The sequence below is a fragment of the Sphingomonas sanguinis NBRC 13937 genome (assembly GCF_001591005.1).
In the GTDB taxonomy this organism is placed as follows: Bacteria; Pseudomonadota; Alphaproteobacteria; order Sphingomonadales; family Sphingomonadaceae; genus Sphingomonas; species Sphingomonas sanguinis.
In genome coordinates this window covers 39,954-57,380 of record NZ_BCTY01000021.1, presented here as the reverse complement: position 1 = coordinate 57,380, position 17,427 = coordinate 39,954, and the positions used below count along the sequence as shown (strand labels likewise).

Below are 17,427 nucleotides of genomic sequence, written 5' to 3'. Positions count from 1 at the left end.
TTGGGACGCTAAACGGCGCGCTGACGTGGCGTTAGCGTATATTCGGGTCCACTATATGTGACGCCCCCTCCTTGGATCGCGCGAATGGCTAAGGGCAGCGCATCGGCGACGACCACGATCTGCGGTCCCATCCAAGACGCGCGATCGGTCTCGGGGCACGTTGCCGTCCGGTAAGCGTCCGGTGACGGCGTCACCTCAAACGGGCCGGTAGTTCCACGGCAGCAGTTCGGCGACCCGTCGGGCCGGATGGTCGGCGATACGGCTGATGGTGTCGGCCAGCCATGCCTCGGGGTCGACGCCGTTGAGCCTGGCGGTTTCCACGAGGCTGTAGATGCTGGCAGCGCGATGACCGCCCTGGTCGGAGCCGGCGAACAGCCAGTTCTTGCGACCGACGGCAATACCGCGCAACGAGCGCTCGGCGGCATTGTTGTCGATCTCGATGCGACCATCGTCGGCATAGCGGGTCAGCGCCTGCCAGCGGGTGAGCGCATAGCGGATGGCGACCGCGAGGTCGGAGCGCCGGGACAGCTTCGGTCCGGTCGCGTCGAGCCACTGGCGGAACGCATCGAGCAGCGGTCCGGCCCTGGCCTGGCGCGCGTGCCGTCGCTCGTCAGGGAGCCGGCCACGCACATCCCGTTCGACGGCATAGAGGCCGGCGATATGGTCCAGTGCCTCGCGGGCCGTGGCGGAGCCGGTTGCGGCATGGACGTCGAAGAACTTGCGCCTGACATGCGCCCAGCAGGCCACCTCTGCGATGCGGTCGCCATAGAGGCGGTCGAACCCGGCATAGCCATCGGCGTGCAGATCGCCCCGGAACCGGGCAAGATGTCCGGCGGGTCGTTCGCCCTTGCGGTCGGGCGCGTAGTGGAACAGCACGGCGGGCGGAGCCTCGCCGCCAGCCCCGCGCTCGTCGCGTACATAGGTCCACAGCCTGCCCGTCCTGGTGCGACCGGCACCAGGGGCCAGTACCGGCACCGGCGTGTCGTCGGCATGGAGGGTCGCGCCGCCCATGACGTGGCGCTCGAGCGCGTCGACCAAGGGGTCGAGGAGCGCGGCCGAGCGCCCGACCCAGTCGGCCAGGGTGGAGCGGGCAAGGTCGACGCCCTGGCGAGCACAGATGCCCGACTGGCGGTAGAGCGGCAGATGGTCGGCGTATTTGGACACCAGCACATGGGCGAGCAGCCCCGCACCGGGTCGACCGCGCTCGATGGGCATGGACGGCAACGGCGCCTGCACTATGCGCTCGCATGACCGGCAGCTGAGCCGCGGCCGGACGTGGCGCACGACCCGGAACGAGGCGGGCACATAGTCGAGCTGTTCCGTAACGTCCTCGCCCATGCGCCGCATGGCACCACCGCAGTCGGGGCAGACGCACGGTGCCTCATGCACGACGTCCATGCGAGGCAGATGGTCGGGTAGCGGTTGGCGATATGGCCTGGCGGTCTCCCGTGTCCGGGTGACCACCGGCATCGCCGCAGTGGCGGCTTCCGCCTCGCGCTCTTCCAGCCCGAGCTCCAGCTGGTCAGCCTGGTGCGTCAGCTTCTCCGACGAACGGCCGAAGGCCATGCGCCGCAGCCGCGCGACCTGCATCCGCAACTACTCCAGCTCGGCGCCGGCAGCAATGAGCATGGCCTTCAGAAGGGCGATATCGTCGGGCAGCGAGGCGGCATCGGGCGACACGCCCGCTTATACCAGAACCCCCTTGCCGATACACGCGAAAGCCGCAGGAAACCTACTTTTTACCAGGCCAAGGTCGGCTGCGAGGACCGGATCGGATGCCGCCAGTCCACCCCTTCGAGCAGCATCGACAGCTGCGCCGGGGTCAGCACCGCGACGCCGTCCGCGGTCGCCGGCCAGGTGAACCGGCCCCGCTCCAGACGCTTGGCATGGAGCACGAGACCCTGACCATCCCACCACAGCAGCTTGACCAGATCGCCACGCTTGCCCCGGAAGGCGTACACCGCACCGCCAAACGGATCCTGGCGCAGCCGCTGCTGTACCAGCGCGGCCAGCCCGTCGAAGCCCTTGCGCATGTCCGTGACCCCGGCCGCCAGATACACCCGGACACCGCCCGGCGGCCCGATCAAGCAAACCCCGCCAGCACGGTCTTGAGCACCCGCGCGTCGATGGGAGGTGCCAGGCGGATGCGTTGCCCGGCCGGGCCGACCACTTCCACCGCACCCGGTCCGAGCGGCTCCGAATGCGGCACGATGGGCGCGCCCGCCACCTCGACCGGAATGAATGCCGGCCCCGGCAACGGCAATGCTTCGCTCGCCACCCCATCGCGCAGCAGCGTGCGTCGCCAGCGATACACCAGCGACGTGCACACCCGGTGTCGCCGCGCCACCTCCAACACGCTGGCACCCGGCATCATCGCCTCCGACACGATCCGTGCCTTGTCATCTTCGCTGAACCGCCGGCGCGGCTCAGTCCCGACCATCTCGATAATTCGCGTCGCCATGATGCCGCACCGGTGTCTGCCACAGTGCCGCACCTGTGGCTTGCGCATCACCTCGTCAGCAAGGTGGAGAAGACCGGACGCTTACGCCGTCCGCTGGCTGGCTGATTTCTGACAGGAACCTTCCCGGGCAGGTCTCGAACGCACGAGCGGGATGCCGTCACGTCGCATCTACTGTGTGCGTCATCTCGGTCGTCCTGTTCCATCGAAGTGGAGGAGAGGGAGCCTTCGGCTTGGTGGGCCTGAGGTTCAGGCTCGCGCGACGTCGTCGACGGCGCGCCAACTCCGGATGGAGACGACCGATGATCAAGTCCGTGAAGGTCAAAAACCTTTCGCTCTCGAACGACAATGTGCGCAAGCGTGGCCGGGAGGTCGGCCTGGAGGAGCTCGCCGCCAGCATCGCTGCCAACGGCCTCCTCCAAAATCTGGTGGTGACGCCGCTCAAGAAGGCCGGCACCTTCACCGTCAAGGCCGGCGGTCGACGGCTGCGCGCCATTCAGCTGCTCATCGGGCGCGGCGCACTTGCGGCTGATCACGAGGTTCCCGTGCTCGTCCTGTCGGTTGATGATGCCGCTTCGGTCGGCGCCAGCTTGGCGGAAAACCGGCAGCGCGTACCGATGAACCCGGCTGACGACTGTCTCGCGTTCAAGCATCTCATCGATCAGCTTGGCATGACCGTCGAACAGGTCGCGATCCAGCAGGCCGTCACCGTTCGTTTCGTCGAGCAGCGCATGCGGCTCGCCGACCTCGCGCCGGCCATCTTCGAGGCCCTTGGATCGGACGAAATCGATCTCGGCGTGGCGCAGGCGTACGCCGTGACCGCCGACGTCGATCGCCAGGCGCGGGTCTTCGAGCAGATGAAGCATTCCTATTACGGCAAGCAGCCCGACAACATTCGCCGCGCGATCCTCAACGGTACCGTGCGGCCAAACGATGCCAAGGCGCGCTTCGTTGGGCGGGAAGCCTATGTCGCCGCGGGCGGCCGTATCGACGGCGATCTATTCGCGCTCGACACCGACGACGAGAACTGGACCGACGTCGACCTCCTCGAGGACTTGGCGACCAAGAAGCTCGAGGCAGCCGCGGCGGAACTCGCAGCCGCGCAGGGTCTGGCGTTCGTGACCCCGATCGCTGCCACCCACGTCCCCTATGATGTCGAGCGGCAGCTCCACGAATTCCACCCGGTTGCTCGGCCCCTCACCGACGAAGAGCAAGCCCGGATCGAGGCGCTGGGCCTCGAGAACGATGCGCTGATCGAGGCGCTGGAAACCGATCTGGCCGAGGGCACTCCCGAGGCGAACGCGGCGAACGACCGCGTTGAGACGATCGAGCGCGAAATCGCGGAGATCGACACCGCCCGCAAGACGATCGATCCGGGCGTGAAAGCGAATTTGGGCACCTTCGTCTATATCGGCGGTGACGGCGAGGCCCGCGTTCACACGCGTCTGTTCAGCGAAAAGCCGCTGGCTGACCCCCGGGCGGGTGGCGCTGCGAGCGGCAATGGCGCTGGACCAGGCGAAACCGGCAGCGGTGACGACGCCGTGGCGGACCCGTCCCCGCGGCTCAGCGCCACGCTGATCGAGGAGCTAGCCACCCAGCGTCGCCAGATCCTCGTTGCGCACGTCGCGAGCGATCCGATGATCGCGCTCGATCTGACCATCTTCCTCATGGCCCAGAGCCTCGTCTTCACGACCAGCTATGTGCGCGATCACTCGACCCTGCGTGCCGATCCCGCGCAATTTCCGATCTTCGCCTTTCGTGACGAAGCATCGATGGCCTCACAGACGATCGAGGATCAGCGTCAGCATCTCGACACGACCTGGGTCGGGCACACCACGATGTCGGAGAGGTTCGATGCTTTTCGAACGCTGCCGGACGATGCTCGTGGCGCGTGGGTGGCGTTTGCCGTGGCGCAGACCCTCGAGGCGACGCTCAACGTTGCCGATGGCGCACGCGCGAACGGTTTCCACGATCATCTTGGCCGTCTGCTCGATATCCAGGTCGCGTGCTTGTGGCGTCCCACGGCCGAGAATTACTTCGGCCGGGTGAAGAAGGACGTCATGCTCGACGCGCTGGAGGAGATCGGCGGCCCGATCCTGCGCGGGCGCTACAAGGATGCCAAGAAGGGCGAATTGGCGGCCACCTGCGCGGCACTCTGCAACGGACAGGGGATCGTCGAGGCGGAGATCCGCGAGAAGGCGACGGTCTGGCTTCCGGAGGCGATGCGCTTCGACAACGTCGAACGGCCGGAACGCGTACCCGCGCGCTCGACCTTCGTTGACGACGGTGACGCCGTCGGATCGGACGGTGACGAGCTGGACGGTGACGATCTGGATGGAAGCGAGCTGGACAGCGGTGCGAACCCGCTTGGTGACGCGCCGACACAGGAACCGGTCGACGACGATTATCCCCAGGCCGCCTGACGCCTGACAGCATGTTCGAGGAGCCTCAGGGCGGTGCTCTCTCGGGAGTACCGCCCTCCTTTTCGTGCCTCTGCGTCGTGCCGGATGCGAACCCCCGCCGACGCTCGAGCGCCCCTTTTCCAAGCCAAGGAGCCCACCCGTGGCCAAGACCACCGATGCCCCCTCCCCCGCCGAGATCATCACGGCGGCCATCATCGATCGCCTGGACGCTGGCGTGAGACCTTGGGTGAAGCCCTGGCGCCCAGGCCTTGGCGGTCGTCCTCTCCGGGTCACCGGCGAGCCTTACCGCGGGATCAATTGCTTCTGGCTGTGGCTTGTCGCGGAAGGTGCCGGATACCATTCGCGCACGTGGATGACCTTCAAACAGGCCGATGCTCTCGGCGGTAAGGTTCGGCAGGGCGAGCGATCCGAAATCGCGATCTTCTACAAGTCCTACAGCAAAGCGGTGGCCTCGAGCGTGACGGGTGTCACGACGGACGAGTTGCGACGTGTCCTTCGCAGCTATGCTGTCTTCAACGCCGATCAGATCGAAGGTGCGCTGTGAAAGCGTGAGTAATGGAGTATCTCGAATGAGATTAGGATAGCTGGAAATGTCCTATGCCTACCAGTCTTACTCTGGCCTGCAAGGGCTTGATCCTCGAAAGGGGCAGGGAAACATAGCATGGCTGGAAAAGGCCGGAAGTCGCGAAACCATTGTAGCGGCGGACGGTCAAGGCAAGACTTGTATGGTCAAAGCTACACTGCCTGAACCCAAATCCCGAGCGGTATATCTGGTGCCAGCCACGCAGCAATGGTTGAGGCGTGGTTCCGAGTGCTTAAAGGCGCTGGTCTTTCCTTCGAGGACCGGCGCATCCAGCCTACTCGGCGCAGCCCTGTATGGGGACAAAGGGATGAACTGGGGGCCTAACCAAGTCGGAACTCCCTACACACGTCATCACAGGATGGCCTGTAGCAGGCGGACTTTGGTCCGTCCTGTATGGCCACGGAGCCGGAGTAGTACTCAAACGCCCGGGGTAACGCCCGGGACAGGCGCACCTTCGGGAGCGCACGACCGGCGGTATAAGGGTCGAGGTGACTCGCCCGAAAGCCCAACCGGCCGGGGGAAGTCCGGCAGCTTACGTCGCTCCACCAACGAAGGAAGGGACTAGCTGATGCTGTCACATACCGTCCTGAAGCGGATGGAGCAGTTGCCAAAGTTGTCTATCGCGGGGAAGCGGGTCAACGGGCTGTTCAACCTCATGAAGTGCGATCTCCTTTGGGAGCAAGCATATGAGCGGATCGCCCGTAATCAGGGTTCGCTGACGTCCGGCGTCGATGGTGAGACTTTCGACGGCTTTTCGCCTGAGAGACTTCACCGGCTGATGTCGCAAGTGTTTAGCGGCTCCTACCGCCCGTTACCCGTGCGCCGGGTCTATATTCCCAAGGTCAACGGTAAATTGCGTCCTCTTGGTATCCCAACGGTCAACGACCGGTTGGTGCAGGAGGTGGTCAGAAGCATCCTTGAAAGGATTTATGAGCCTGTGTTTTCCGAACACAGCCATGGATTTAGACCGGGGCGTTCCTGTCACACCGCACTGGACGCCGTTCGCGGCGTCTGGACCGGCGTCAAATGGTTGGTTGAGGTCGATGTGGTCGGGTTCTTCGACAATATCGACCATGACGTGCTGCTCAAGCTGCTCGCAAAACGGATCGATGATGAAAGATTCATCGGCCTCGTTCGTGGCATGCTAAAGGCGGGCTATCTCGAAGACTGGCAGGTGCGTGAATCTTTCAGTGGCACGCCACAGGGCGGTATCGTCTCTCCCTTGCTGGCCAATGTCTATCTTCACGAACTCGATGAGTTCATGGAGGAATATAGGCAACGGTTCGACAAGGGCGGTCAACGGTCCGTCCCGGCGGAATACTGGCGGCTCAGCGCGAACATGCAGTACCGTTGGAAGAAAATTCGTCGGCTGCGCGCTGAAGGCAAGGCTGATGATCCCGCTGTTGATCAAGCACTCCGCGAGATCGAGCAGATCGGGGAGAGGCGAGCATCGCTTCGTGCGCGTGATCCGTTCGACTTGAATTTTCGCAGGCTGCGTTTCGTCCGCTACGCTGATGATTTTCTTATTGGGGTCATCGGTTCAAAGGACGAAGCGCGTGAGGTCATGGCGACGGTCAGGGCTTTCCTGTCCAATAAACTGTGTCTCGAAGCCTCGGAGGAAAAGAGTCGGATTGCGAAAGCGTCGGATGGGGTGAGGTTTCTCGGCTACGACGTTCATACACATACCCAGCGTCGAACCGGGAAAGTTGTGAGGGATGGCCGTGTATTCAGGCCGCGTATGCCCTCCGATATCATGCAATTAAGCGTACCTTGGGACAAGGTCGCACAGTTTTGCGCCACGAAGGAGTATGGCAACTGGTCGGCTTTTGTCAGCCAGCACCGCCCACGGCTTCTTCATTGCAGTGACGTCGAAATCGTGATGGCCTATAATGCGGAGCTACGAGGATTTGCTAATTACTACGCACTAGCATGGGACGTCAAGAAGAAGCTCAACAAGCTGACCCACATATGGCGGGCTAGTTTGGGGCGGACGCTAGCCAACAAGCATAAGTGTTCGGTGATGCAGGTCTTCAATAGGCTTCGGTGTGGAACCGATTATCAGGTCAGCTACATGGTCAGGGGAGAGACCAAGACGGCCAAATTGTGGAAGTCGACCGAGTTGACGGTTGGAGAAATCCGCTACGGAACGATCGACATCGTTCCCGCCACAGCAATGTGGAGCCTCAACCGTACCGAGTTTGTCGAACGTCTCAACGCCAATCAGTGCGAGCTGTGCGGTGCCGAGGATAAGGCATGTGAGGTGCATCACGTCCACAAGATGGCTGATATGAAGGTCGCGCCTTTGGGTCGGAAAATGATCTCGGCACGGACGCGCAAGCGTATCGTGCTGTGCAAACCCTGCCACGTGGACCTCCATGCGGGCAGGCTACCAGATAGGCGACAATTGCAACTCTGACGTAGGTGGAGAGCCGGATGCGCTGAAAGGTGCAAGTCCGGTTCGGAGGGGGGCCGAGGGACGTTCTCAACGAGACGCCACCCGGCCTACCCTACGCCTTCCCGAGCGGTTTCACCCCACGCCGCTTTCTATCGTGCCGCCGGCCGATGCCTTGCCATCCCGCGCCCAGACCTTCGTCGAACGCCTGCCAGCCACGGTTCACATCCGCGGCGACCGCGCATTCTACGATCCGACGGCCGACAGCATCACCATGCCGCCGCCCGAGCAATTCTCCACCCGGGCTTATTGGGCATCGACCTTGGCCCATGAAGCCGGGCACTGGACCGGTCATCCCAGTCGCCTCGACCGTGCCTTCGGCAAGAAGTTCGGCGACGACGCCTACGCCTTTGAGGAACTGTGCGCCGAGATGACATCGGCGCTGCTGGGCGCCGATCTCGAGCTTCCGACCGCCCACCTCGACGATCACGCCAGCTATGTCGATGCATGGCTGCGCGTGCTGCGACGCGAGCCCCGGGCGATCATGACCGCGGCGGCGAAGGCCGAAGCCGCAGCAGGATTTCTGCTACGTGCAACCGGGCTCGGACGCCTCGACCATGCCGACGAGCCTTATCGTGAAGCGGCGTGATCGTGCCCGACAGTCCGGACCTCCGCGCCTACCGGCGCATCGTCGTGGCGTTCAGCGGTGGCAAGGACAGCCTTGCCGCCCTTCTCCATCTCCTTCACCTCGGCGTGCCGGCGGACGCGATCGAGCTCCATCATCATGACGTCGATGGTGGCGGCGCGAGCTTTATGGATTGGCCCTGCACCGCCGGATATGTCCGCGCGATCGCCGAGCATCTTGGGCTTCGCGTCTATTTCTCGTGGCGTGAGGGTGGCTTTGCACGCGAACTCGAGCGGTCGGGCGCACCCACCGCACCGGTCGTGTTCGAGACCCCGGACGGTATCGGCCGCGCCGGGGGCAATGGCCCGATCGGCACGCGCGGTCTGTTCCCGCAGACCAGCGCTGACCTTCGTGTTCGCTGGTGCAGCCCATCGCTGAAGATCGATGTCCTGGCGGCCGCCATCCGGAACCAGGACCGGTTCCTCGATGGAGCCACGCTGGTCGTGACGGGCGAGCGCGCCGCCGAAAGCCCCTGCCGCGCGCATTACCTGGCTTTTGAACCGCATCGCACGTCGAGCAGGCGACGCACAGTCGATCATTGGCGCCCCGTCCACGGCTGGACCGAGGCACGGGTCTGGGAGGCAATTGCGGATTCGTCGATCCGTCCGCACCCTGCGTACACGCTTGGCTGGGGACGTCTGTCGTGTCGAACGTGCATCTTCGGCTCGCCCGATCAATGGGCGACCGTGCGTCACGTCTTCCCTCGCGCGTTCCAGCGCGTGAAGGTGCGCGAGGCGGCCAGCGGCAAGACCATCCACCGCGCGGCTGACGTCGAAACACGTGCGGATCGTGGCTCCCCCTATTCTGCCGCGCTCGTTCATCCCGACGAGCTTTCCCAGGCCGAGGACGAGCACTGGCGCCTTCCGATCGTGATGAATCCCTGGCGGTTGCCCGCCGGTGCCTTCGGCGACCCGGCCGGCCCACCATAGCATGAATGCCTCGTATCGAACTCTGCGCCGGTCGACCGCCCCCTTTCCCAGGCCGGACGGCATGACGCCCATCTCTCCCACAAGAAAGGATGTCCCATGACTGACCGCGTTTCTGCCTCCATCACGATCGGCGGTGTCCTCGATCGCAGCACCCTGCCCGAACTCGAGTCCATCGTTCGGCACGAGGGCCTTTCGACCGATTGGGACGGCGCGCCCTTCCATCTCGCCGAGCTCGTCGACGGCAAGTCCCTCACCCTCAAGGCCCATGAAGTCGCCCGCGGCGCGTTCGAGGCGCTCGAGGCATTCTGCGTTCGGGAGACGCTGCCCTTCGTCCGGTGGTCAGGCGCCTGCCCCGGACAATGGGGTGCTGAGCGCCTCGTCTTCACCGGGAGCGGCGAGCCAACACGCTTTCCATGCGACGAGGACGATTATGTCGTCATCGGTGAAGACCATCTTCAGCGCCTCGCCACGTTCGAGGCCGCGCTGGCGTATTTCGAGGGTGCGAACTTCGTCGTGCCGCCCATCCGGCTGCGTTGAACCCGCCGGCACAAGAGGAGAGGACGCCTTCGGCCTTTGCGAGCGCATCCGCGCTCAGGAGGCTGAACCATGTTCTACGACACGACCTATCGTCATCATCAAGCCCTTCATCCTTCGGGCCTGGAAACCTTCCCCGCAGCGCTGCACGCCCTCATCACCGCCGCTGACGACTGTCGCCGCGCCGGCAAGCCGATCGCGCAGGACGCCGCAATCCTGCTTCTCAGCCGCAACCTGGCCAGCGTGATCCGGCCGATGGCGGGTCCTGATGAAGCGCTACGCCTGCGATGCGTCATCGATCGGGCGTCGATCGAGGCGTCGCCAGCGCTTCTCGAGATCGCGGGACACCATGTGGGCGGGGATCCCGCCGCCAAACGCGCCTTCCATGCGCAAGCGCGTCGCGCCGTGGCACAGCTTGCTGCCGAAATCGGGCTCGGCGCCGGCGAGGCCCGGGTCCAGACGATCGACGGCGACGATGACGACGACGGTGTCACCGAGTTGCGTCATCCCGACATCGGCATCCGCGTCGTTCCGCGCAGCTTCCTGCCCGACAGCGAGATCACCTTCCATCGCTGCCGTGGCGGCGAGCCGTCGAGCAGGGTTTTTCGCGCACCCATCGCCGAATTGCTCGACGCCCCCGCGTTTGCGCGCCGTCTCGCGCTGTCGATCGGGGCGCTTCCGCCATCGTTGGAGGCTGCCGCCTGACCCTCTTGCCGATGCAATCGCCGGTCGCATCCGGCGTCAGGAGAACGATATGCCTGAACTGGTCATCACCCGGGTCTTCCGACCGGCGGAACTTGAGCCGCCAGCCCGCGACACCGCGCGTGCCTGGGCGCGCCATCACCTGGTTCCCGACGATTGGCATGAGAGCGTCTTCGAAGACTTCGAGAACGTGTGCGCCATCGTCGGCGTCGAGATCGCGACCCGCCCGGTCCGGCTCTACGGAGGAGGAACCCGGGCGGCGCCGCGCATCCTTTTTTCCGGCTTCGCCAGTCAGGGCGACGGCGCGAGTTTCGAAGGCGAGTATCGGTACGCGCGCGGGTCGAGCGCCGCCATTCGCTCCTATGCGCCTGCCGACCCTGAACTTCACCGCATCGTCGACGCGCTCGCCGCCATCCAGCGCCGCAACCTGTATCAGTTGCAAGGCACCATCCGGCAGACGGGTCGCTACTGTCACGAATATTCGATGACGATCAGCGTCGAACGTGACGGCCCGAACGGACAAGATGGGACCCCGACTGCTGAGGACGATGTCACGGAGGCGCTTCTTGACCTTGCGCGCTGGCTTTATCGCCGGCTCGAAGCCGAATACGACTTCCAGACCGCCGATCATCAGGTCGACGCGGCGCTCGAGGCGAACGACGTCACCTTCACCGCAGCTGGAGCAAAGTTCCCATGACCCGGCCACCTGTCGTCGTGGCATGGGGTGCCGGTGTCGACTCGACCGCGATGATCATCGAACTCGCCGGGCGAGAGGAGCCGATCGACATGGTCCTGTTCGCCGATCCGGGCTCGGAGAAGCGCGGCACCTATGCCTTCATTCCGCTCTTTCGTGCCTGGATGGCCGAGCGTGGCATCGCATCGGAGATCGTTCGCTATCAGCCGCGCAACTTCAAGCATTGGCCGCCCTATGCAACGATCGCCGAGAACATGCTGACCAACGCAACGCTCCCGTCGGTGGTCTTCAATCGGGGATCCTGTTCACAGAAGTGGAAGGCAAGCGCCCAGGATGCTTGGACTGCGGACTGGGAGCCGGCACGGCGATGTTGGGACGCTGGCGAACGCGTGGTCAAGATGATCGGATACGACGCGTCGCCGCGTGACCCGCAGCGCTACGCACACGCCGTGGAGTGCGAGGATCCGCGCTATGCCTATCGCTATCCACTGCGCGAATGGGGATGGGATCGTTCGGCATGCGAGCGACGGATCGCTGCCGCCGGTTTGCCATTGCCACCGAAGTCGAGCTGCTTCTTCTGCGGCAGCATCAAGGCCGACGAGGTGATGGAACTCGCCATCCCGGAACTGCGGATCATCGTTCTCATGGAAGCGCGGGCGAAGCCCCGGCTGCGCAATGTCGACGGGCTCTGGCGGCGTCCCGTGCTCGGTCGTCGTGGAGCAACGCCGCGCCCCGGCAGCATCACCGAGTTCATTCGTGAGCGCGGCTTGCTGCCGCCCGACGAGATCGACCGGATCATTGGCGAAGCACCGACGGACCTCATCGCCTTTCAAGAAGCGCAGGCCGCCCTCCCCGTCGACGAGCGTGTCCCGATCGGCAATTGGCTTGAGGACTTCAATCGTGCCGCCGACGCGCTCCGCGAGCGCTCGCCTCAAGGCGGTTGTCCTGTCCCTAGGAGAGCAACTGGTGCGATCGGGGACGCATCGTGTCTCACTCATGCCGTCGGCCAAGGGTGAGCACTCCCATCAGCCAGGTCACTTGCGCCGCGCCCTGCGCTGACCGTTACGCATTCATCGGGCGCTCGACCTCGCCTGCGGCATGGCGGATCGTCGCGCTCCAGCCATCGATGATGGACCCCATTGCCGGGTCCTCTACCGCTGACACATCGCCGAACAGCGCGAGCAACCGGCCGAATTCGTCGAGCGCGACGATATCGTTGCGTGCCAATAGGGTGCCGACAATCGTCAAGGCACCGCCCATCGCACGGCGCAGCGCGGATTCACCCGGCATGATCGCTGCGGCAACGGCGATCTGCGTGGGGTCATCCGCTACGTCGACATCGATGCACGCCATCGCGCGCTCAAGATAGACGCTTGCGGATCTCGCTCCGGCTTCGATCAGAAGCGACTGTGCTTCTTGAAGCAGGTGCTGCACCCTGGCGCGCCGCAGCGCTGTATCGTCCTGTCCGGCCTCGTGACCGTTGGTGTCGTCCAACACACTCTCCGCGTCCCAGCGTTGAGCGCGAGATCGGCGTGTCCGTGAAGCGCGCCAATTCGGCCCAAATACCAGGGTCGGGGAAATATCGCGTGCCTGGCAGGCAGACGCACGGCGAGGTCGACGCTCACGCGCCGCCCTGCATGGTCAGCAGACCCTCACTCACGAGGTTTCCACGCCCCGACCTGCGTCTCCACAAGTTACATCAGGCTAAGGGAGATCGTCCGGTAATGCCAGCAGCCGCTACTTGAGCCGCGAGACGTCGGTCGCCGTGCCTCTATCGCACGATCTGCAGTGAGGCAGCATCGTTGCGCCCCTGCGACGTTCAGGTAAGCCTTGTGCCCGCCATCGGCTCCGTGGTTCACCGCCGTACCTGCGAGCCGACTTGCAGTGACGGCTCGATCGACGCGCCCAAGTCTTTTCGCTCATTCGCCTCCGCGTTCCAGCGTTCGAACAGACCTCCCTTGGTGCCGGCCGGTTCGAGGTTGCGCGCGGTCGCGTAGCGGCACGATTTGGGAGAGATCACGAGGTCCGCGTAAGCACGAACGGCGCGGGCAACAGGGCTGATCGTCGGCGCACTAGCGGGGCTGTGCCGCGCGCGCCGGCATGCGTCTGCTCTTTTGTCGCGGCTCGCCCTTACGGTCGAAGGGATCTCCCACCGTCGCCACTCGCTGTCGGGTCGGGAGCACGCCGACCGAGGATCTGGCGGGGCGGACCCCGCAGTGATGCGTAGTTCTATCCGCAGCCACTCTCGCTGACGCAGCAGGAGCAAGAGGGCCCAGGCGGCCAGTCACCTCGCTAGGTCGCGACGATGCCGGGGAGATGCTCCTACCGGACGCGACATGGCGCGGCATCGCTGGCCAGTCGTGGCGATGACGTCGAAGGGGATCGTGACGAGCATCCTTTCGCGGACCTTCCGCGTGCGCCCTTTTCGCCGGAGGGATGCGGCACATGGGCCCCCGCGATCCCCCCGCAACCCGCGAAAGCCGGGCCGTGTTGCCGCGTACCACGGCTGCCCGCGCCACCCCGACTTTCGCAGGTTCCCCGCCGCGAAGCGGCGGTGCGTGGGGCTCTAGTGCGGCGTCCCAGGAGGTGCGCATCCGGCGGAAAAGGCCGCCGGCCTCTGCAATGAAAGGCTGTCGCCATGACTACCTCCCTCGCCGCGGCGCTCGCCGCTCTCGAACTGGGCCACCTCGAGCCGCGCTCCGACGAACTGCCCGGGATGGCACCGCCCCCGAGCGAGGCCCTCGATCAGACCACGACAGCGATCTGGAGCGACCTCTTCGCGACCCTCTTCAACACGTCCCTGGAGCGCGACATCGAGGAATTGGGCTGGGGCCTGGTGAACCTGTTCCACCGCGCGGCCGCGAAGAAGCACGCCACCATCGATCGTCTTACCGACGAGATCAGACTGCTGATCGCCGAGCAGGACGGCTCCGAGATCAACAGCACGAACCTTGAGGAGAAGGTCGAGCTCGCGAAGAAGATCGAGGAGGCGGCCGGCTGCTACGAGCAGATGCGCGACACTGCCGCGGCGCATTACATGCGCGAGACCGGTCGATCCTGGGTGCCCGCCACCGGCAATCGCATCTCACTGGGGGTTACCTCGGCAATCGTCGATGGTCAGGCGTTCTTGCGCGCGCGGCGTGAGCGCGTCCGCGATGCCAACACCGCGGTCGGAACCCCCGTCGTCTTCGCCGGCGGCCGGCTGACGTTCACCTGCGACGGGGACATGAAGACGTTCGGCGACAATCTCCTGCGCACGCTCAACGCCGTCCGCGAGCGGGTCGGGGACATGTACCTCGTCCATGGCGGCGACATGAAGGGGATCGAGCGCATCGCGGCGTCCTGGGCCGAGCAGCACGGCGTCCAGCAGGTTCGATTCGGTCTCGACCGCAAGCTCGGCGATCGCGCCGGTTTTCGTCGCAACGAGCAGATGCTGTCGCTCCGCCCGCGCTATCTCATCGCCTTTCAGGGCAATGGCGTGACCGAGCGCCTCGTCATCGATGCCAAGAAAGCGGGCGTCCGCGTCGTCGGCCGCCGGGGACCGCTCGGGACGCCCCCGGCCGCGCTCGATCAGAAGCGCGAGGTCAGTCGCGCCTGATCGACGACGGGACCGCCGGTGCGCCGGCGGTCCTCGCTATGAGGGGGCTGGTCCCCATTTCCTGGCGGTGTCCGGCAGCCTTGGCGTTTCGCTTTTCCGCGATCGACATCGCATCGCACGCAACAGCGGTTATCAGCGGTTATCAGTGGCACGTCGCTGCACCAATGCTATTATCTCTTCCGAGCGCGCTGCGTGATCGTCGCATCCACCCTGTGGTGGACGACGGAAAGGGACAGGATGACCGAGACTGTGAACACGATCGAACTCGCCACCGAAGTGACCGCAGCCTGGCTATCGAACCCGAACACGCGCGCCGATCCGGAGGCCGTGCCCGCCTTTCTGACAGCGATTTACGCGTCGATCACGCAATTGGTCAGCGGCGAAGCCTCAGAGGACGCCGTCGAAGTCACTGCGGTCGATCACGCTCCTGCCGTCACCGTGCGCAAATCCCTGGCCTCACCCGATCGCATCATCTCGATGATCGACGGAAAGCCCTATCGGACCTTGCGCCGGCACCTCTCCACGCACGGCCTGACCCCGGATGAGTATCGCGCACGCTACAAGCTGAAGCCCGACTATCCGATGGTCGCGCCCGCCTACAGCGAGGCGCGGCGTGCCATGGCGAAGAAGATCGGCCTCGGTCGCAAGCCCAAGACACCGGCCGAGACGACCGCGGCGTCGGCCGTGCCGGCGCGCAAGCCCCGCCGCGCGAAGGGCGCCGTCACGCCGGCCTGATTGCGGACGGCGGGCGCGAGCGCGCCATCGGCCGGTTGGTTGTCGCCCCTCGACACGCGCCGACCGGTTCGGCCGCGCGATCGAGCCGTTCATCGGATCAGGGGATCGTCGAGCGGAGGTCGCCTGCCCGACCGCTCGGCGAACCCGGGTCCGGGTATTGAGGTCTGCTCGCAACTGATCGGCGGGGCTCATAGGAGAGACCGGGCTGCCGCCGACGTCGGAGAAGCCGGCGTCGCGTGGGGTCGGCACCAGGCTTCCCACCCCCTGTCGAGAGGAGGTATCAGACGTCCGCGTTCGTTGCTCGATCGCCCCAGGCTGCGCGGAGCGTCGTTGTATAGGGAACATTCTCGACTTCGGGCGCGGTTCGGCCAAGGCGCGTATGCCTGTGGCGTTGGGAGGGTCGGTGTCGCAGCCGCGCCCCCCTGCTCGCCCCTGACGTCCCCTGTCGGCAACGTGCCTCGACATGCATTGGTATGAAGGATGATGGTGCTGCTCCGGTTCGGCCCGCAACCGTTCGATCGCTCCAGCCCTCGATGCGATTGCAGCGCAGGTCAGTGGGGGAACGACGATCGAAGGTGCCGCCCGAATCCGGGGCGGGGGTGGCAGCGAGGTCGCAGGCCGGATGCGGTTTCACGAATATCGTGGTTCCGCTCGACTGCCTGAAGAGGGTCCATCCCCTCTCCTCACTGAACGACCTAAGCCGGCCGTCCATCGGCTCCAACCCGCATGGCTTCGGACCGAGTTGCCGCTTCGCGGCTGCCCGCACCACTCCTCGCCATGGGGTTTCCCTTCGCGTCTGCGCGCTCCGGTGGAGCCACCGGCCTGGCCGTCTTTGACGGTGTTCAGCCGAGGGAACGAACCCTCGAGCAGGACAAAGGAACCTCGACATGCAGAACCTCGTCATCCTCGCCGGCAACGTCGGCGCCGCCCCCGAGACCCGCACCACCCAGGGCGGCACCAAGATCACCAGCTTCAGCCTCGCGACCTCGCGGCCGAAGCGCGACAGTGAGGGCAAGGTCCTCAAGGAAAACGGCCGCCGACTCGAGGATACCGAATGGCACCGGATCACCTGCTTCAACGGTGTCGCCAAGACCGTCGCCGAATATGTCGAGAAGGGCCAGAAGGTGATGGTGCGCGGTCGGATCCACTACACCCGCTGGACCGACCAACAGGACATCGAGCGGTTCGGCGTCGAAATTATCGCCGACGAGGTCACCTTCCTCTCCTACGGCAAGTCCCGCCAGCAGCAGCAGGGCGCCGCGCAGGACAATGAGGACGACGACATCCCCTTCTGATCGGGGCGGGCGGCCCGGGAGCTTCGGCTCCCGGGCTCTTTCGTGCTGCCTCGCGCCAGGCATCCCTTCCTAACCTTTGTCGGTTGAGACACGATGCCCAAGTGGCAGGTCGAAGGACCGTGCTCGCGCCGATGACGTGATCCCGCACTCTACCTTTTTACCGTTTCGAGCGTTATGTTGACCACAAGCGGCCAAGACCCCTCGGCCGGGAGATGATGCAATGCTCGTCACGAACGTCAGGCAGCAGCGCGCGATCGGTCGCGCAGCCGCAGCTGCGGGTGGCTATTTCCAGCTCGCTCGGCGCCTGTCGCAGGCGCAGACCGAGCGCACCCGTCGCGAAGGCACCGCGGTCGACGCGCCCCAGGCGGTAACCAATAACGAGACCACGCGACGCTGAAC

General features: G+C 65.0%; 15 protein-coding genes and 2 pseudogenes. 13 read left to right on the top strand and 4 right to left on the bottom strand.

The window, feature by feature from the left end; translation table 11 throughout:
- Positions 1-195: 195 nt before the first annotated feature.
- The 3 genes and pseudogenes from tnpC to tnpA all read right to left on the bottom strand — a co-directional run bounded on the left by tnpC (position 196) and on the right by tnpA (position 2,461).
- Positions 196-1,629 (bottom strand): annotated as a pseudogene (gene tnpC, locus SSA01S_RS10540) (IS66 family transposase).
- Positions 1,630-1,739: 110 nt separating this feature from the next.
- Complete coding sequence (gene tnpB, locus SSA01S_RS10535) at positions 1,740-2,087, bottom strand: IS66 family insertion sequence element accessory protein TnpB (RefSeq protein WP_076711207.1); 348 nt, start codon at positions 2,085-2,087, stop codon at positions 1,740-1,742.
- The gene (tnpA, locus tag SSA01S_RS10530; RefSeq protein ID WP_167348908.1) at positions 2,084-2,461 is read right to left on the bottom strand and encodes an IS66-like element accessory protein TnpA; all 378 of its coding nucleotides are present in this window, start codon (positions 2,459-2,461) and stop codon (positions 2,084-2,086) included. Before tnpA ends, tnpB begins: the two co-directional genes overlap by 4 nt.
- A gap of 299 nt (positions 2,462-2,760) precedes the next feature.
- On the opposite strand from tnpA, the gene SSA01S_RS10525 reads away from it, so the two are divergent.
- The 9 genes and pseudogenes from SSA01S_RS10525 (at position 2,761) to SSA01S_RS10485 (ending at position 12,416) form a co-directional block, all read left to right on the top strand.
- Positions 2,761-4,881, top strand: a complete 2,121-nt coding sequence (locus SSA01S_RS10525; protein ID WP_043061550.1) for a ParB/RepB/Spo0J family partition protein — start codon at positions 2,761-2,763, stop codon at positions 4,879-4,881.
- 139 nt (positions 4,882-5,020) lie between these two features.
- Positions 5,021-5,416: pseudogene (locus SSA01S_RS10520) on the top strand (ArdC-like ssDNA-binding domain-containing protein); the annotation flags it as partial.
- A 616-nt stretch (positions 5,417-6,032) separates the two neighbouring features.
- Entirely contained in the window at positions 6,033-7,880 is a 1,848-nt protein-coding gene (ltrA, locus tag SSA01S_RS10515) for a group II intron reverse transcriptase/maturase (protein WP_061780321.1), read from the top strand.
- Positions 7,881-8,013: 133 nt separating this feature from the next.
- Positions 8,014-8,505, top strand: a complete 492-nt coding sequence (locus SSA01S_RS10510) for a zincin-like metallopeptidase domain-containing protein (RefSeq protein WP_243403482.1) — start codon at positions 8,014-8,016, stop codon at positions 8,503-8,505.
- The gene (locus SSA01S_RS10505) at positions 8,502-9,470 is read left to right on the top strand and encodes a phosphoadenosine phosphosulfate reductase domain-containing protein (protein WP_043061329.1); all 969 of its coding nucleotides are present in this window, start codon (positions 8,502-8,504) and stop codon (positions 9,468-9,470) included. The genes SSA01S_RS10510 and SSA01S_RS10505 overlap by 4 nt, the downstream gene beginning before the upstream one ends.
- A gap of 96 nt (positions 9,471-9,566) precedes the next feature.
- Complete coding sequence (locus SSA01S_RS10500; protein ID WP_043061328.1) at positions 9,567-10,007, top strand: hypothetical protein; 441 nt, start codon at positions 9,567-9,569, stop codon at positions 10,005-10,007.
- A gap of 69 nt (positions 10,008-10,076) precedes the next feature.
- Entirely contained in the window at positions 10,077-10,709 is a 633-nt protein-coding gene (locus SSA01S_RS10495) for a hypothetical protein (protein ID WP_061780320.1), read from the top strand.
- A gap of 49 nt (positions 10,710-10,758) precedes the next feature.
- Entirely contained in the window at positions 10,759-11,403 is a 645-nt protein-coding gene (locus SSA01S_RS10490; protein ID WP_061780319.1) for a DUF8835 domain-containing pootine, read from the top strand.
- 50 nt (positions 11,404-11,453) lie between these two features.
- Positions 11,454-12,416 carry a hypothetical protein gene (locus tag SSA01S_RS10485; RefSeq protein ID WP_244305054.1) on the top strand — a complete coding sequence of 321 codons (963 nt, stop codon included), beginning with the start codon at positions 11,454-11,456 and terminating at the stop codon, positions 12,414-12,416.
- A gap of 46 nt (positions 12,417-12,462) precedes the next feature.
- Here SSA01S_RS10485 and SSA01S_RS10480 read toward each other — a convergent pair whose 3' ends face one another.
- A complete protein-coding gene (locus SSA01S_RS10480) occupies positions 12,463-12,894 on the bottom strand; it encodes a hypothetical protein (RefSeq protein WP_061780318.1) in 432 nt (143 codons plus the stop codon).
- A 1,144-nt stretch (positions 12,895-14,038) separates the two neighbouring features.
- On the opposite strand from SSA01S_RS10480, the gene SSA01S_RS10475 reads away from it, so the two are divergent.
- From SSA01S_RS10475 to SSA01S_RS19515, 4 genes are all read left to right on the top strand, one after another.
- Positions 14,039-14,998 carry a DUF2493 domain-containing protein gene (locus SSA01S_RS10475; protein ID WP_061780317.1) on the top strand — a complete coding sequence of 320 codons (960 nt, stop codon included), beginning with the start codon at positions 14,039-14,041 and terminating at the stop codon, positions 14,996-14,998.
- A gap of 237 nt (positions 14,999-15,235) precedes the next feature.
- Positions 15,236-15,733, top strand: a complete 498-nt coding sequence (locus SSA01S_RS10470; RefSeq protein WP_043061324.1) for a Ros/MucR family transcriptional regulator — start codon at positions 15,236-15,238, stop codon at positions 15,731-15,733.
- Between the two features lie 887 nt (positions 15,734-16,620).
- Entirely contained in the window at positions 16,621-17,028 is a 408-nt protein-coding gene (locus tag SSA01S_RS10465) for a single-stranded DNA-binding protein (protein WP_043061323.1), read from the top strand.
- A gap of 220 nt (positions 17,029-17,248) precedes the next feature.
- Positions 17,249-17,425 carry a hypothetical protein gene (locus SSA01S_RS19515; protein WP_156477747.1) on the top strand — a complete coding sequence of 59 codons (177 nt, stop codon included), beginning with the start codon at positions 17,249-17,251 and terminating at the stop codon, positions 17,423-17,425.
- The last annotated feature ends 2 nt before the right edge of the window (positions 17,426-17,427 follow it).

Bases quoted from the DNA above. Each gene is read 5' to 3' on its own strand.
- SSA01S_RS10495 (WP_061780320.1), top strand. From the start codon at position 10,077: ATGTTCTACGACACGACCTATCGTCATCATCAAGCCCTTCATCCTTCG.
- SSA01S_RS10475 (WP_061780317.1), top strand. From the start codon at position 14,039: ATGACTACCTCCCTCGCCGCGGCGCTCGCCGCTCTCGAACTGGGCCAC.
- SSA01S_RS19515 (WP_156477747.1), top strand. From the start codon at position 17,249: ATGCTCGTCACGAACGTCAGGCAGCAGCGCGCGATCGGTCGCGCAGCC.
- SSA01S_RS10500 (WP_043061328.1), top strand. From the start codon at position 9,567: ATGACTGACCGCGTTTCTGCCTCCATCACGATCGGCGGTGTCCTCGAT.
- ltrA (WP_061780321.1), top strand. From the start codon at position 6,033: ATGCTGTCACATACCGTCCTGAAGCGGATGGAGCAGTTGCCAAAGTTG.
- SSA01S_RS10485 (WP_244305054.1), top strand. From the start codon at position 11,454: ATGATCATCGAACTCGCCGGGCGAGAGGAGCCGATCGACATGGTCCTG.
- SSA01S_RS10470 (WP_043061324.1), top strand. From the start codon at position 15,236: ATGACCGAGACTGTGAACACGATCGAACTCGCCACCGAAGTGACCGCA.
- SSA01S_RS10525 (WP_043061550.1), top strand. From the start codon at position 2,761: ATGATCAAGTCCGTGAAGGTCAAAAACCTTTCGCTCTCGAACGACAAT.
- tnpA (WP_167348908.1), bottom strand. From the start codon at position 2,461: ATGGCGACGCGAATTATCGAGATGGTCGGGACTGAGCCGCGCCGGCGG.
- SSA01S_RS10465 (WP_043061323.1), top strand. From the start codon at position 16,621: ATGCAGAACCTCGTCATCCTCGCCGGCAACGTCGGCGCCGCCCCCGAG.
- SSA01S_RS10490 (WP_061780319.1), top strand. From the start codon at position 10,759: ATGCCTGAACTGGTCATCACCCGGGTCTTCCGACCGGCGGAACTTGAG.